The organism is Micromonospora sp. NPDC023888 (assembly GCF_040639415.1).
Lineage (GTDB): Bacteria > Actinomycetota > Actinomycetes > Mycobacteriales > Micromonosporaceae > Micromonospora.
The window spans coordinates 1-15,514 of record NZ_JBEZZW010000071.1 but is presented as its reverse complement, the minus strand read 5'-3'; the positions used below and the strand labels follow the sequence as shown (position 1 = coordinate 15,514).

Below are 15,514 nucleotides of genomic sequence, written 5' to 3'. Positions count from 1 at the left end.
AGCGCCGGCAGGCCGGCGTCCAGCGACTCACCGAGCAGCGCGTCGGCGGGGAGCCGCACGTCGTCCAGGTAGAGCAGGAACTGGTTGGTTACTGGAGGTAGCGCTCCACCTCGGGCTTGGGTCGCTCGCCCTGTGCGTCCGGATCGCCGTGGGTGTCCCGGGCGGCGCGCCTGCGGCGCAGGAGGTCCCAACACTGGTCGAGGGACTCCTCCAGGGCGCGCAGCCGCTCGCTGGCCTCGCCCTCGGTGCCCGACTCGTGGGCCTGGGCGTCCGCCCGCAGCTTGTGTTCCTCGTCGACCAGCTCGGTGATCCGGTTCAGGATGGTCTTGTCGTCCATGACAAGAGCCTGGCACAGGGGGCCGGGCGTCGCCCGGATTCGGTCGTTCCGCCGGGTCGGCGGGGAAGGGCGCCGCTCGGGTGGAGCGGAGTCGGCCACGGGCCGGGCGGGCCGGAACCGGGGTAGATAAGTGATGTTCATCACTATCGAAGATCCCAGATGCCGGACAATGGTCGAGACTGCCGGCTACCTGCGGGATCCATGGTATGCGCGCTTCCCACCGCCTCGATCCTGCTGTGGCGTAATGCTTGCGCGTGAAAATTTCACGTACTGCGCCTAGATGAAGACGGCCGAGCGGTGGCATGCTCCACGAATATCTAACTCCGCATAGTCGTTCCGCGACGCCGAGTATCCACAAGGGAGTGTCAGTTCCCGTGGGAGCACCTCACACAGTGCCGGTTCAGCCACGACGAGCGGGCTCGGTCCCGTTACGCCACGTGGTGCCCAACCTGTTCCGCGATCCGGCCCGCACGCTTGTCGAGATGGGCGAGCGGTCACAGGGCGAGGTGGTGAAGCTCAGCCTCGGTGCGTTTCGGCCCTACCTGGTCACCCGGCCGGAGCACCTGCAGCGGGTTCTGCGCGAGAAGTCGGACAACTACGTCCGCGCCGGCGACGGTCTCCAGTGGCGTCCGCTGAAGCGGTTGTTCGGCGACGGCATCCTCAGCGACGGCGACTACTGGAAGAACAGCCGCCACGTCCTCCAGCCGCTGTTCACCGCTCGGCGGGTCGACTCACTCGTGGACCGGCTGGCCGAGGCGATCGAAGACGCCGTCGACGACCTGGACGAGCCGGCCCGCGCCGGCCAGCCCGTCGACATGGGCACCGTGCAGGCCCAGATCGTCTGCTCGGCGATCATGCGGGTCTTCTTCGCCGACAAGATCTCGGTGCCGCAGGCGATGCGCATCATGGAGGCGCAGGACGCCATCGCCTGGTCGGTGATGCCGCGGCTGATGGTGCCGTGGGCGCCGTTGTCCATGCCGATGCCCGGCGACCGCGCGTTCCGTAACGCCGTCCAACTCATCGACGACACCCTGCTCCCGATCGTGCGAGCAGCCCGGGAGACGGCCGAGACCGACGGCGACGACATCATCTCCACGTTGTGGCGGGGGCGCACCGAGGCAGGTGGGCGGCTCGACGAGCGGCAGGTCCGCAACGACACCGTCTCCATGGTCGCCACCACCACCGAGACCACGATCAGCGTCCTGACCTGGCTCTGGCCGCACATCGCCCAGGACGAGCAGATCGCCGAGCGGCTGTACGAGGAGATCGATCGGGTGGTCGGTGACGCGCCGGTGCGACGCGAGCACCTGCGCGAGCTGCGCTACACCCGCCAGGTGCTCGACGAGCTGCTGAGGCTCTATCCCATCGGCTGGCTCTTCCCGCGCCGCGCGGTGGAAGCCGACGTGATCGGCGGCGTACGGATCGAGGCCGGCGCCACGCTCGTGGTCAGCCCGCTGATCACCCACCGGATGTCCACGTTCTGGGAGCGGCCCGAGGTCTTCGACCCCGACCGCTTCGACCCCGAGCAGGTCCGAAACCGGCACCGGTACGCGCACTTCCCCTTCGGCGGTGGCCCGCACCAGTGCATCGGCATGCACCTGTTCTATCTGGAAGCCATGCTGATCGTGGCCACCGTACTGAGCCGGTTCCGGTTCACCCTGCGACGACAGGCTCTGCCCGGAATCAAGGTGGCAGCCGCGCTGCGCCCCCTTGAGCGTGTCGAGGTGACCCTGCGGCCGGTGCGGAGCGTCTCCGCATGACCACCGGGCTCGCGTCGCCACCGGAGACCGGCGGCGACCAGTTGGCGCTGGCCGCCGAGCAGGGCCGGATCTGTGCCCTCGCCGCGAAGGGCCAACGTGACCTGGCCGAGCGTGCCGCGGCGTACCCCGATCTGTTCCCGGCGCGACCGTTCGACCCGGCGCTGTTCGGCAACGTCGCGATGGCCATCGCGTTCGGGGCGCCCTGGTGTGACCTCGACCAGTTGCGCGTCACGAACCGGGCCGTGCTCTGGGGCTTCGCTGTCGACTGGCTCGTCGACCACGAGGCGCGCAGCCGTGCCGAGATCGACAGGTTGACGGCGGGCTGCCTCGCGGTCGCGCAGGGCGGGCAACCGGCGGCCGACGACCCGCTGGGCCGCTTCCTCGCCGAGTTGCGGGACGAACTGGCCGCCGTGCCGGCGTACGCGACCCACGGGGCGGTGTGGCGCACCGAGTTGCGGACGATGTTCGACGCCATGGCGCGGGAGTGGGACTGGAAGCAGGCCGCCGGCGGCGGCGTGGCGCCCACCCTCGACGAGTACCTGGACAACGCGGCGAACCTCGCCTGCACCGTGGTGAACGTCGTGCACTGGATCCACTCCGACGACCCCACCACACTGGCCCACCTCGACGCGCTCGTCGCGGCCAGTGACCAGGTGCAGCGGATCCTCCGACTCGTCAACGACCTGGCCAGCTACGAACGCGACAAGCGGTGGGGGGACCTCAACGCGTTGATGTTGGTGCCGGAGCGGGCCGACGTCGAGCGCCGGATCACCGACCTGGTGGCGTACGCCCGCGAGCTGCTCGACCCGCTGCGCGCCACCTGCCCGGTGCAGGCCGACTACCTCGCCCGGCAGATCGGCTTCAGCTCGGGCTTCTACCGGTCGACCGACTTCTGGGGGGTGTCGTGACCGCCGTACCGGCCGCCGGTGCCCGCAACGAGCCGGCGGTGGCCACGTCGGTCCGGGAACTGCTCGCCGCCATGACGCTCGAACCGGCAGGGCGGGTCACCCCGTCGGTGTACGAGACCGCCCGGGTCGTCGCCGACGCGCCGTGGCTCACCGGTCACGACCGACGGCTGCGGTATCTGCTTGACACCCAGCGCCCCGACGGCGGTTGGGGCGGCGCCGGCGGTTACGCAGTGGTGCCGACGGTGAGCGCGGTGGAGGCGCTGCTCAGCTCGCTGCGTGGCACCGAGGACTCCGTCCCGGACCCGCTGGCCGCCGCGGCCACCCGCGGGTTGGAGGTGCTCGCCGACTGGCTCGGCCGGGGCACCCCGCTCCCGGACACACCGGCGGCCGACCTCATCGTGCCGGCCCTGGTGCAGCGGATCAACGACCACCTCGGGTTCTTCGCCACCCGCGACGATCGGCGGTTCGCCGACGGGCTCCGTGCCCTGCCCGGCGTGGACACGCGGCGGCTCGACGCGGTACACGTACTGATGGGCAGCGGACGTCCGGTGCCGCAGAAACTCGTGCACGCCTTCGAGGTGCTCGGGCCGGTCGCGTACCGGCACGGCGGCGTGTCCCCGGTCGCCGGAGCCATCGGCGCGTCGCCGGCAGCCACCGCCGCCTGGATCGGCGACCCGGCGGTGCCCGGCGCCGACCCGGAGGCGCTGGCCTACCTGCGGGCCGCCGTCGGTCCGCTCGACGGGCCGCTGCCCTGCTGTACGCCGATCACCGTGTTCGAGCGCGCCTGGACCCTGAGCAATCTGGTTCGAGCGGGGGTGCCGGTCCGGCCCGCGCCGAAGCTCGTCGCCGAACTGGTCGCCGCGCTCGGGCCGCAGGGCGCGTCGACCGGGCCGGGGCTACCGGCCGACGCGGACACCACCTCGGTCACCCTCTACGTGCTCGCCCGCCTCGGTCACCCGGTGGACCCGGCGAGCCTGCTCCACTTCGACCTGGGCACCCACTTCTGCACCTGGCGGGGGGAGGACGGCCGGTCGGTCACCACGAACGCGCACGTGCTGGAGGCACTCGGCTGGCAGGCCCGGCACCCGTCAGCGGGTGCGAGCCGCTACGCCGGCCGGGTCGCGGCGTTGGCCGGGTGGCTCCGCGACGAGCAACAGCCCGACGGTTCCTGGGTCGACCGCTGGCACGCGTCGCCGTACTACGCCACCTCGTGCGTGGTGACGGCTCTCGACCGGTACGCACCCGCCGACATCGCCGGATCGGCTGTGGACCGCGCCCTCGACTGGCTGGTCGCGACCCAACGGGCGGACGGCACCTGGGGGCGCTGGGCCGGCACCGCCGAGGAGACCGCGTACGCCCTGCACGTGCTGCTCGGGGTGCGTCGACCGGCGCGACCGGGGGTGGCGGAGGCGATCGGTCGGGGCTTGCGTCATCTCACCGAAGTGGACGATCAGCACGAGCACCCTCCACTGTGGCATGACAAGGATCTCTACGCACCGGTGCTCATTGTTCGGGCGGCCGTACTCGCCGTCCGGCAATTGGCAATGGTCAGATCCGACCTGGTCAGCAACCTGGACCCGCCCTCGCTGCGGCCTCGTACGGCGGTCACATGATCTGCGGCGCTTGAGCATTTGCCCCGGACGCTGCTAGCGTGCGCCGGGGTCGATGCGTGCACAACGCAAACCTGACTGAACAATCACACAGGCCGCGCCAGGGACGGTGTAATGGGTTCCCGCAGTACGAATCTGCGTACCAAGGTCGTTGCTCTACTCGTCTCGCTCGTCGCGCTCTGGGGCTTCACGGCCTGGGTCACCGTCCGGGACGGGGTCAACCTGCTCGGTGTGCAGACGCTGGACAGCAAGGTCTTCGACCCCACCGAGCCGCTGCTGTTGCAGTTGCAGTCGGAGCGTCGGGCGTCGCTGACCTACCTCGGCCGGCCCGACGAGGCGCAGCGCGCCACGCTTGCCGAACTGCGGAAGCGCACCGACGAGTTGGCCGCGACGTTCACCGAGTCCACCGAGGACTGGCAGGTCGGCGCGTTGGGCAGCGACGCCCTCGACCAGCGGATCAAGGCTCTCATCACCGGCCTGGACGAGCTGGACAAGACCCGCACGGCGGTCGACGAGCGGAGCATCGACCGGGCCGGGGCCATCGCGACCTTCACCGGAGTGATCGAGTCGATCTACCGGGTGTACGACGCGCTCGGCAACCTCGACGACGATCAGGTCGCCGAGGACACCGCCGCGCTGATCGGCCTGAACCGGTCCCGGGAGCTGCTGTCCCAGGAGGACGCGCTGCTGGCCGGTGTGCTGGCCGCCGGACGGGTCACCGCTGCCGAGCGGGCGGAGTTCACCCGGATCGTCGGCGCCCGACAGTTCGCCGCCTCCTCGGCGTTGGTCCGGCTCCCCGCCAGCGACCAGCGCCGCTACGAGGCGATGTCGACGGGTCCCACCTTCACCCGGCTGACCGTCCTGGAGTCGCAGGTCATGCAGGGCGCTGGCGCGGGCCGCCCGCCGCTCACCCCGACGGAGTGGGGCGAGACCACCGGCCCGGCGCTCACCGAGATCAGTGGGGTCGTGCTTGCCGGTGGTGACGGTGTCGTCGACCGGGCCACCCCGGTCGCCGTCGGTGTCGTCGTCCGGTTGGCGCTGGCCACCGGCCTCGGTCTGCTCGCCGTCATCGCGTCGATCATCGTGTCCATCACCACCGCCCGCGCCCTGGTGCGGCAACTGGAACGGCTGCGCGGGGCCGCCTTCCAGCTCGCCAACGAGCGGCTGCCCGGCGTGGTCGAGCGGCTCGGTCGCGGCGACGAGGTCGACGTGGCCGCCGAGGCGCCACCCCTGGAATTCGGTACCGACGAGATCGGCCAGGTCGGCAAGGCCTTCAACGCGGTCCAGGAGACCGCGATCCGCACCGCCGTCGAGCAGGCCGAGTTGCGGCGCAACGTCCGTGAGGTCTTCCTCAGCCTGGCCCGACGTACCCAGGCGTTGGTGCACCGCCAGCTCACCCTGCTCGACGCGATGGAGCGGCGGGAGCACGACGCGGAGGAACTCGAGGACCTGTTCCGGGTCGACCACCTGGCGACCCGGATGCGGCGCAACGCGGAAAACCTGATCGTGCTCTCCGGCTCCACCCCGGGTCGGGCGTGGCGGCGCAACGTGCCGATGGTCGACGTGGTGCGCGGCGCGGTCGCCGAGGTGGAGGACTACACGCGTGTCAACGTGTTGCCACTCGGGCCGGTCTCGCTCGCCGGCCGCGCGGTCGGCGACATCATCCACCTGCTCGCCGAGCTGATCGAGAACGGCCTGTCGTTCTCCCCACCGCACACCACCGTGGAGGTTCGCGGTCAGTTGGTGGCCAACGGGTTCGCCCTGGAGATCGAGGACCGGGGCCTCGGCATGAGCGAGGAGGACCTGGCCGCGGCGAACCACCGCATCGTCGACCAGTCCGAGCTGAACCTCGCCAACGCCGCCCGGCTCGGGCTCTACGTGGTGAGCCGACTGACCGAGCGGCACGGCGTACGGGTCCGGCTCAAGGAATCGGCGTACGGCGGCACGACGGCGGTCGTGCTGATCCCGCGGGAGCTGGTCGCCGAGACCGGCGCCGGCTCGGAGGATTCCGGCGAGATTCGGGCCGGATCCTCGGCCATCGCGCTGCCGGCGGCGGCGAGCGGCACCGCCGGCCCCGACGCCGACAACAGCAGCCGCCCGGCCGTCCTCGCGCCGGTCGCCCTGGCCACCGCGCCGCACGTACCAAGCTCGGCGGCGCCGGGCACCCCGGATCCGGTGGAGCCGGCGCCGCTGGCCGCGGACAGCATGTCGGCGCAGCAGGGCGACGGGAGCGTCGCGGAGGCCGGCCTGCCCACCCGACAGCGAACGCCGGCCACCGACATGCCGGACCTGCCGATCCGTGCCCGGCGTGGTCTGGGACAACCCGCCCTGGAGGCCCCCACGGTGCCCACCGGCCTACCCGCTGTTGATGCTCGGCGGGCGGACAGCGCCGTCGAGCCCGCCGCCGACCGTACCCAGCGGGCGGACAGCGCCGTCGAGCCCGTTGTCCACGGCGGGCCGGTGCCCGCCGACGCCGAGGCCGACCGGACCCACTCGGGCCTGCCGGTCCGGGTTCGGCAGGCGAACATCGTCCCCGAGCTGCGCGACGACCCGGCGGCCACCGAGACCGACGACGATGACGTGGTACGTCCGCCGGAGCAGGTTCGCCGCATGATGAGCTCGTACCAGACCGGCACCCGGCGAGGTCGGACCGACGCGGCGCGACTGCTCGGCGGCGCGCCCGGTGCTTCGCCGACGGCAGCGTCCGAGCCTACTGACGAGGACCCCACAGCTACCTGACCGGCCGCCGCGGATGCGGTCTTCGCACGAAGTGACGGTCAGCCCGAGACGAGTACGGCGCATGAGCCGGGCGAGAAGAGGACGACGAAGTGGCGCAGAAGACGGCTTCGAGTGCCGACCTGACGTGGTTGCTGGATGACCTGGTGGGCCGGGTGAAACAGGCCGAGCACGCGGTCGCGCTCTCCACCGACGGTCTGTTGATGGCCTCCTCACAGGGGTTGAGCCGGGACGACGGCGAGCACCTCGCCGCGATGGCGGCCGGCATCCAGAGCCTGGCCCGGGGCGCCGGTAAGCGCTTCGGTGGCGGGCAGGTGCAGCAGACGATCATCGAGATGCAGTCGTCGTTCCTGTTCGTCACCGCGGCCGGCCGCAACGCCTGCCTGGCGGTGCTGGCCAGCGAGGACGCCGACGTCGGGCTGATCGCCTACGAGATGGCGATGCTTGTCACCCGCGTCGGCAAGTACGTCGCGTCGCCGTCCCGCACCGAGCAGCCGGCCGGCGAGAGGTAGCGGTGATGACGGTCCAGGGGGAGTCCGCAGACCATCAGTGGGTGGATGACCATGCGGGTCCGGTGGTGCGCCCGTACGCGGTGACGCGCGGGCGGGCCCGACCGGTCACCGGCACGTTCGACCTGATCTCCCTGGTCACCGCGACCCGAGCCGAGGTGACGCCGGAGGTTGGTCTCGGTCCGGAGCACCTGGCGATCGTCGGGCTGTGCCAACGCATACAGTCCGTCGCCGAGATCGCCGCTCATCTCGACCTGCCGGTGGGCACCATCCGGGTGCTCCTCGGTGACTTGGCGGCCCGCAGCCTGGTACAGGTCCGCGAGCCGCAGACCACGGCCGGCCTTCCCGACAACAGCATCTTCGAGGCGGTAATCAATGGACTACGGGCACTCTGACCGGCCGGCGGGAGCGACCCCACTGCCCACCGCGATCAAGATCCTGGTCGCTGGCGGCTTCGGCGTGGGCAAGACGACCATGGTCGGTGCGGTCAGCGAGACCCGGCCGCTGCGCACCGAGGAGGTGCTGACGGAGTCGGGGGTCGGCATCGACGACCTGTCCGGGGTGGAGGGTAAGACCACCACCACCGTGGCCATGGACTTCGGCCGGATCACCATCAGCGACGACCTGGTGCTGTACCTGTTCGGCACGCCCGGCCAGGACCGCTTCTGGTTCGTCTGGGACGAGTTGGCGTTGGGCGCCATCGGCGCGGTGGTGCTTGCCGACACCCGCCGCCTCGCCGACTGCTTCCCGTCGATCGACTACTTCGAGGGCCGGGGCACGCCGTTCGTGGTCGCGGTGAACTGCTTCGAGGGTTCCCGCAAGTACCGCCTCGACGAGGTGCAGGCCGCGCTGAACCTGGACCCGGGGGTGCCGGTGCTGCTCTGCGACGCCCGGCAGCGCGAGTCGAGCAAGGAGGTGCTCGTCACCCTGATGGAGCACGCCATGAAGACCCGCGAGGCCCGCCGCCGCGCCGCCAACGGAAACTGACTGGGTTTTTTCGGGGGAGGGTGTCCGGAACGCTGTCGGCCGATCGTCATGCTGGCGACACCCCGAGAGACCAGGGAGCGACCAGATGAAGTACATGATGTTCGTGTGCAGCGACACCGAGCCGGACACCGACCCCACCGAACTGCCGGACATCCACACGTGGGTGGCGGAGAACGACTCTCGTGGCCGCCGCCTGACCGGCGACGTGCTGGCGGCGACGAGCGCGGCCACCACCGTCCGGGTTCGCGACGGTGAGCTCCTCGTCTCCGAGGGCCCGTTCGCGGAGACCACCGAGGTGATCGTGGGCTTCGACCTGCTCGACTGCGCCGACCTGGACGAGGCGATCGAGGTGGCGCGAGCCCATCCGATGGCCCGCGAGGGGCGACTGGAACTGCGCCCGTTCGCGAACCTGCCCGACTGACGCAGGTGTCCACGTCGCAGCGCCGGCCGGTGCGCGCCGAGGCACCGGCCGGCGCGGTGGCGGCGGAGGCCGTCGCCGCCGCGAGCGTCGAGGCGTACCCCCGGATCGTCGCGACCCTGATCCGGGTGACCGGGGACTGGGCGTTGGCCGAGGACTGCGCTCAGGAGGCGCTGACCGTGGCCCTGGAGCGCTGGCCCGCCGACGGTGTGCCGGCCAACCCGGGCGGCTGGCTCATGACAGTGGCCCGCAACCGGGCGCTCGACGTGCTGCGCCGGGCCACAGTGGAGCGCCGCAAGCTGCACGACCTGGCGCTGCTCACGCCGGCCCCGGCGCAGCCCGAGACGCGGCAGGACGTGGTGGACGACCGACTGCGCCTGATCTTCACCTGCTGCCACCCGGCGCTGGCCCTCGACGCTCGGGTGGCGCTGACGTTGCGAACCGTCTGCGGTGTGCCGACCGTTGACATCGCCCGACTCCTGCTGGTCAGCGAGTCGACGATGACCCGACGGCTGACCCGGGCCCGGACCCGCATCGCGCAGGCCGGCATCCCGTACCGGGTGCCGACCGGGCCGGCGCTCACCGAGCGGCTACCCGGCGTCCTCGCCGTGCTGTACCTGCTGTTCACCAGGGGTTACGTCGCCGACGGTGAGCCGGCCTTCGCCGACGAGGCGGTCCGGCTGGCCGGGCTGCTCGACCGGCTGATGCCGGGGCAGTCCGAGGTGGCCGCGCTGCTGGCGCTGTTCCTGTTCCAGCACTCCCGCCGCGACGCCCGTCGCGACACCGCCGGCAACCTGCTCACCCTGGAGCGGCAGGACCGCCGCCGGTGGGACCGCGCCGGCATCGCCGAGGGCCTGGCCGCCCTCGACCGGGTACGCCACGACGGGCCGTACGCCTGGCAGGCCCGGATCGCCGCCTGCCACGCCACCGCGACGTCCGTCGACACCACCGACTGGCTGACGATCGCGCGGGCCTACGACGCGCTGGCCGACCTCCGACCCTCGCCGGTGGTCGCGCTCAACCGCGCGGTCGCGCACGGCTACGCGTACGGCCCGGCCGCCGGGTTGGTCCTGCTCGACGCGGCGCGTGCCGGGGGAGGGCTGGACGGCCACCCGCTCGCCGTGGCGGTGCGGGCCGATCTGGTGGCCCGCCAGGGCGACCGGCGGCGCGCCGCCACCCTGTTCCGGGAGGCCGCGGCGGCGGTCGGCTCGGCCGCCGAACGTCGCGCGTTGCTCGACCGGGCGGCCGAACTCGCCCGGTAGGGCACTGCGGGTCAGCCGCGCTTGGCCAACACCAGGAACCGGGTCCAAGCCGCCGGGTCGAAGGCGAGCGTCGGACCGGCCGGGTCCTTGGAGTCACGTACGCCGATGACGCCCGCGAGGTTGTCGGCCACCTCGACGCAGTCGCCGCCGTTGTTGCCACTCTTGCTGCTCTTGCGCCACCGAGCGCCGGTCAGGTCCATGATGCTGCCGCTTCCCTGATGAGGTTGAGGGACTGCGCACGCGACAGGGCTCCGTCACGAATGCGTTCCCACCGTCGATCGAGGGTAGCAACGTCGGCAACCTTGTCGATGAGCTGCGCCTGGGCCTGGCTGTCGACGTGCGCGACCCGCGCCCCGTCCGGCATCTCGGCCACTGTGAACGGCCCCCCGAGGCCCGGGTACATGCCGACGTCGGCGGGCACGACGAACAGCGACACGCTGGCGGTCCCGGTGCGGCCCGCCGGTCGCGCACACCGCCGACGGCCCGCTCTGGACGTGCGACGCCTGCGGTGAGGACTGGCCCTGTCCGGCGCTGCGAGCGACCCCGACGGACTTCGCCCGCCGCGCGACCCTGATCCCCGAGTTCTCCCGGATCACCCGCCGGGCGATCCGGGACCTGCGCGGCCAGCCGGGCGGACCCGACCCGGTCGCCATCGTCCGCCGTTTCCTCTGGTTCCTGCCGCTCACCGACGAGGAGGCCCGGGCGGTCGCGTTGCGGCTGCGCTGAGCTGGGGCGTGCGCTGCTGACCCGCCCCTCGCGCCATCCGGCCCGGCGGTGCAGGTGCTCCTCGTGTCCTTTGCTCTGCACCCGCCCACGCGCCAGTTACGGACCGTTCGTGGTGCGCGGGCGGGTGCAGAGCAAAGGACGCAACCTGAACCGGGCGGCGGGCCCGGCTGCCCACCGAAGGCGGCGACAACCCATGCGGCCCGGCGCGACGACCGGGCCGATGGAGGCCGCTGCCGAGTCGAGAGCGAGGAGAAACGAAAGGGCCCCTCCCCGCAAGCGCGGAAAGCGGCCCTTTCGCCGGACGTCGGTACGTCAGTTGGCGATCATGCGGCGCAGCACGTACTGCAGGATGCCGCCGTGCCGGTAGTAGTCCGCCTCACCGGGGGTGTCGATCCGCACCACGGCGTCGAACTCCACGCCGGTGTCGGTGTTGACCCGCACGGTACGCGGGGTGTCCCCGTCGTTGAGGGCGGTCACCCCGGTGATGGTGAACGTCTCCGTACCGGTGAGTCCGAGCGACTCGGCGGTGACATCCACCGGGAACTGCAATGGCAGCACACCCATGCCGATGAGGTTGGAGCGGTGGATCCGCTCGTACGACTCGGCGATGACCGCCCGGACACCCAGCAGCATGGTGCCCTTGGCCGCCCAGTCCCGCGACGAGCCCGACCCGTACTCCTTGCCGGCCAGCACGACCAGCGGGATGCCCGCCTCCTGGTAGGCCACGGAGGCGTCGTAGATCGAGGTCTGCTCGCCGGTGAGGTGGTTGACGGTAAAGCCGCCCTCCACCCCGGGCACCAGCTGGTTGCGCAGCCGGATGTTGGCGAACGTGCCCCGGATCATCACCTCGTGGTTGCCCCGCCGGGAACCGTACGAGTTGAACTCGTGCCGCGGCACGCCGTGCTCGGCCAGGTACGACCCGGCCGGGGAGTCGGCCTTGATCGCGCCGGCCGGCGAGATGTGGTCGGTGGTCACCGAGTCACCCAGCTTGGCCAGCACCCGGGCACCGGCGATGTCCACGACCGGGCTCGGCTCCTGCTGCATGCCCTCGAAGTACGGGGGCTTGCGCACGTAGGTGGAGTTGCTCTCCCAGGCGAAGGTGTCGCCGGTCGGGGTGGGCAGCGACTGCCACCGCTCGTCGCCGGCGAAGACATCGGCGTACGCGGCACTGAACCCGGTCGCGCCGATCGCCTGGGCGATGACGTCCTGGATCTCGGCGCTGTTCGGCCAGATCTCCCGCAGGTAGACCGGGTTGCCCTCGGTGTCCTCACCGATCGGCTCGTTGGCCAGGTCGATGTCCATCGTGCCGGCCAGGGCGTACGCGACCACCAGCGGCGGGGACGCCAGGTAGTTCATCTTGACGTCCGGGTTGATCCGGCCTTCGAAGTTCCGGTTGCCCGACAGCACCGAGACGACCGACAGGTCGTGCTCGTTGACCGCGGCGGACACCTCCTCGGGCAGCGGGCCCGAGTTGCCGATGCAGGTGGTGCAGCCGTAGCCGACCAGGTTGAAGCCGAGCTTGTCCAGGTACGGCGTGAGGCCGGCCCGCTCGTAGTAGTCCATGACGACCTTCGAGCCCGGCGCCAGGGTGGTCTTCACCCACGGCTTGCGGGTCAGGCCCTTCTCCACCGCGTTGCGGGCCAGCAGCGCGGCACCGATCATCACCTGCGGGTTGGACGTGTTGGTGCAGGAGGTGATGGCGGCGATCACCACGGCGCCGTGGTCCAGCTCGTACTCGACGCCGTCGGTGCCGGTGACCCGGACCGGGTTGCTGGCCCGACCGCCGGAGCCGGCCGCCGCGGTCTCCAGGTCGCGCGGCTCGTCGGCCGGGTCGCTGAACTCGTTGGCCGGCGGGTCGCTGGCCGGGAACGACTCGGCGCTGGCCTCGTCGGCCGGCCCGTTGGCGCCGCGCGGCAACTCCTCACGTGCCACGCTCGGCTTGAGGTCACGCTCGCCGACCGAGTCGTCGGCCACGTAGTCGGTGAGCGCGGAGCGGAACAGCGTCTTGGCGCTGCCCAGCGGCACCCGGTCCTGCGGGCGCTTCGGGCCGGCGAGCGACGGCTCGATGGTGCCGAGGTCAAGCTCCAGGCGCTCCGAGTACTCCGGCTCGTGGTTCGGGTCGTGCCAGAGGCCCTGCTCCTTGGCGTACGCCTCGACGAGAGCGACCTGCGCGGCGTCGCGGCCGGTCAGCTCCAGGTAGCGGATCGTCTCCGCGTCGATCGGGAAGATCGCCACGGTGGAGCCGTACTCCGGAGACATGTTGCCGATGGTGGCCCGGTTGGCCAGCGGCACGGCGCTCACGCCGGGGCCGTAGAACTCGACGAACTTGCCGACCACGCCGTGCTTGCGCAGCTTCTCGGTGATGGTCAGCACCAGGTCGGTGGCGGTGGTGCCGGCCGGCATCTCGCCGGAGAGCTTGAAGCCCACCACCCGGGGGATCAGCATGCTGACCGGCTGGCCGAGCATCGCGGCCTCGGCCTCGATGCCGCCGACGCCCCAGCCCAGCACGCCCAGGCCGTTGACCATCGTGGTGTGCGAGTCGGTGCCGACCACGGTGTCCGGGTACGCCTGGCCGCCGCGCTCCATGATGGTGCGGGCCAGGTACTCGATGTTGACCTGGTGCACGATGCCGGTGCCCGGTGGGACGACCTTGAACTCGTTGAACGCGGTCTGGCCCCAGCGCAGGAACTGGTAGCGCTCCTTGTTGCGCTCGTACTCCAGCTCGACGTTGCGGGCGAACGCGTCCTCGCGGCCGAACAGGTCGGCGATCACCGAGTGGTCGATGACCAGCTCGGCCGGCGCGAGGGGGTTGACCTTGCTGGCGTCGCCGCCCAGGTCACGCACGGCCTCGCGCATGGTGGCCAGGTCGACCACGCAGGGCACGCCGGTGAAGTCCTGCATCAGCACCCGCGCCGGGGTGAACTGGATCTCGACGCTCGGGGCGGCGGTGGAGTCCCACCCGCCGAGCTGACGAATGTGGTCGGCGGTGATGTTCGCGCCGTCCTCGGTCCGCAGCAGGTTCTCCAGCAGGATCTTCAAGCTGTACGGCAGCCGCGCGTGGCCGTCCACCTTGTCAATCTTGAAAATCTCGTAGCTCGCGTCTCCGACGCGTAGCTGGGTCTTCGCACCGAAGGTGTCGAGGCTCGCCACGTCGTACTCCTTCACACCAGCGACCGTGAGTAGTCCTGAGCAGTCTGTCGCACCGGTCGGGGCACCGCCGAGGTTAGGTGACACTTACCGCCGATTCCGCTCTCAACAAAACCGTACGTCCGTCTTGCTAGTTGCGCAACCCGGGCGCAGACTCCCGGCCCACCCTCACCCCTAGCCTCCTAGGACGCCCTACGGGTTGTGCTGGGGTCCACCCGACCTCGGCGTCGGCGCCGCGCGGGTAGGGTTCGAGGCCCGGTCGGAGAAGGGGTCAAGCGTGTTCGACGTCCAGCACTGGCTCGTGTCGCTGCCACCGATCGCGGTCTACCTGCTGGTCGGCGGGATTATCGGCGTGGAGAGCATGGGCATCCCCCTGCCCGGCGAGATCGTCCTGGTCAGCTCCGCACTGCTCGCCGCCACGGGCGTGGTCGAACCCGAGTGGGTGGCCGCCGCCGCGGCCGCCGGTGCGATCGTCGGAGACTCCATCGGGTACGCGGTCGGCCGGCGCGGTGGTCGACCACTGCTGACCCGACTGGGCCGGCGCTTTCCCCGTCATCTCGGCCCCGCCCAACTCGCCCGGGCCGAGCAGAGCTTCGCCCGCTACGGCGTCTGGGCTGTGTTCTTCGGTCGCTTCGTGGCACTCCTGCGGATCCTGGCCGGCCCGCTCGCCGGTGCACTGCGCGTGCCGTACCGGCGGTTCCTGCTGGCCAACGCCGCTGGCGGGCTGGTCTGGGCGTTCGGCACCACCTACCTGTTGTTCAGCGTGGGCCGAGCCGCCGAGCACTGGCTCAAGGACATCTCCTGGGCCGGGCTGGTCCTCGCCGTGCTCGCCGGTCTGGCCAGCACCTGGTGGCTACGCCGACGGGCCCACCGCATCGAGGCGGCCGAGCCGACGGTGGACGACGAGCCGGCGGAGTCCCTGGGCCCCCGCGCTGGCTGAGCTCGAAGCGCCCCGCTCATGCCGAAGGGCCGGGCCCCGTGGTGGGGGTCCGGCCCTTCGATCGTGCGGTCGTGCGGTCGTGGGTCAGCTGGTGGCGTAGCCGCGGGTGGCGATCCAGTCGGCGAGGTGTTCGACGCTGATCTGGTAGGCGGCTTGGTTGGGGTCGGCGGAGTC

Annotated in this window: 13 protein-coding genes and 2 pseudogenes; 10 read left to right on the top strand and 5 right to left on the bottom strand. The window is 71.4% G+C overall.

Annotation, left to right across the window (positions count from 1 at the left end):
• Window positions 1-88: 88 nt before the first annotated feature.
• Entirely contained in the window at window positions 89-337 is a 249-nt protein-coding gene (locus AB0F61_RS33680; protein ID WP_110567885.1) for a DUF2630 family protein, read from the bottom strand.
• A gap of 482 nt (window positions 338-819) precedes the next feature.
• Between AB0F61_RS33680 and AB0F61_RS33675 the strand changes: the two genes are divergently transcribed.
• The 9 genes from AB0F61_RS33675 (at window position 820) to AB0F61_RS33635 (ending at window position 10,527) form a co-directional block, all read left to right on the top strand.
• Window positions 820-2,097, top strand: coding sequence for a cytochrome P450 (locus tag AB0F61_RS33675; RefSeq protein WP_357818294.1), 1,278 nt, complete (start codon window positions 820-822; stop codon window positions 2,095-2,097).
• A complete protein-coding gene (locus AB0F61_RS33670; RefSeq protein ID WP_357818288.1) occupies window positions 2,094-3,005 on the top strand; it encodes a terpene synthase family protein in 912 nt (303 codons plus the stop codon). Before AB0F61_RS33675 ends, AB0F61_RS33670 begins: the two co-directional genes overlap by 4 nt.
• Window positions 3,002-4,618 carry a prenyltransferase/squalene oxidase repeat-containing protein gene (locus tag AB0F61_RS33665; protein WP_357818286.1) on the top strand — a complete coding sequence of 539 codons (1,617 nt, stop codon included), beginning with the start codon at window positions 3,002-3,004 and terminating at the stop codon, window positions 4,616-4,618. The genes AB0F61_RS33670 and AB0F61_RS33665 overlap by 4 nt, the downstream gene beginning before the upstream one ends.
• A gap of 111 nt (window positions 4,619-4,729) precedes the next feature.
• Entirely contained in the window at window positions 4,730-7,354 is a 2,625-nt protein-coding gene (locus AB0F61_RS33660) for a nitrate- and nitrite sensing domain-containing protein (RefSeq protein ID WP_357818283.1), read from the top strand.
• A gap of 89 nt (window positions 7,355-7,443) precedes the next feature.
• Window positions 7,444-7,863: a roadblock/LC7 domain-containing protein gene (locus AB0F61_RS33655; protein WP_355032793.1), complete on the top strand. Its 420-nt coding sequence runs from the start codon at window positions 7,444-7,446 to the stop codon at window positions 7,861-7,863.
• Between the two features lie 5 nt (window positions 7,864-7,868).
• Window positions 7,869-8,255, top strand: coding sequence for a DUF742 domain-containing protein (locus AB0F61_RS33650; protein WP_030337267.1), 387 nt, complete (start codon window positions 7,869-7,871; stop codon window positions 8,253-8,255).
• Window positions 8,236-8,847: an ATP/GTP-binding protein gene (locus AB0F61_RS33645; RefSeq protein ID WP_357248744.1), complete on the top strand. Its 612-nt coding sequence runs from the start codon at window positions 8,236-8,238 to the stop codon at window positions 8,845-8,847. The genes AB0F61_RS33650 and AB0F61_RS33645 overlap by 20 nt, the downstream gene beginning before the upstream one ends.
• 94 nt (window positions 8,848-8,941) lie before the next feature.
• Entirely contained in the window at window positions 8,942-9,268 is a 327-nt protein-coding gene (locus AB0F61_RS33640) for a YciI family protein (RefSeq protein ID WP_357818291.1), read from the top strand.
• A 5-nt stretch (window positions 9,269-9,273) separates the two neighbouring features.
• Window positions 9,274-10,527, top strand: a complete 1,254-nt coding sequence (locus tag AB0F61_RS33635) for a sigma-70 family RNA polymerase sigma factor (protein ID WP_357818279.1) — start codon at window positions 9,274-9,276, stop codon at window positions 10,525-10,527.
• A gap of 11 nt (window positions 10,528-10,538) precedes the next feature.
• Here AB0F61_RS33635 and AB0F61_RS33630 read toward each other — a convergent pair whose 3' ends face one another.
• From AB0F61_RS33630 to AB0F61_RS33620, 3 genes and pseudogenes are all read right to left on the bottom strand, one after another.
• Window positions 10,539-10,727, bottom strand: a complete 189-nt coding sequence (locus AB0F61_RS33630; RefSeq protein WP_210917330.1) for a DUF397 domain-containing protein — start codon at window positions 10,725-10,727, stop codon at window positions 10,539-10,541.
• Window positions 10,718-10,966 (bottom strand): annotated as a pseudogene (locus AB0F61_RS33625) (Scr1 family TA system antitoxin-like transcriptional regulator); the annotation flags it as partial. The gene AB0F61_RS33630 and the pseudogene AB0F61_RS33625, both read right to left, overlap by 10 nt.
• Before the next feature lie 599 nt (window positions 10,967-11,565).
• Window positions 11,566-14,418, bottom strand: a complete 2,853-nt coding sequence (locus tag AB0F61_RS33620) for an aconitate hydratase (RefSeq protein ID WP_357818277.1) — start codon at window positions 14,416-14,418, stop codon at window positions 11,566-11,568.
• A 259-nt stretch (window positions 14,419-14,677) separates the two neighbouring features.
• Between AB0F61_RS33620 and AB0F61_RS33615 the strand changes: the two genes are divergently transcribed.
• Window positions 14,678-15,340 (top strand): DedA family protein, encoded by a 663-nt coding sequence (locus AB0F61_RS33615; RefSeq protein ID WP_357818274.1) that lies wholly within the window; start codon window positions 14,678-14,680, stop codon window positions 15,338-15,340.
• An 84-nt stretch (window positions 15,341-15,424) separates the two neighbouring features.
• Here AB0F61_RS33615 and AB0F61_RS33610 read toward each other — a convergent pair.
• A pseudogene (locus tag AB0F61_RS33610) lies at window positions 15,425-15,514 on the bottom strand (phytochelatin synthase); the annotation flags it as partial.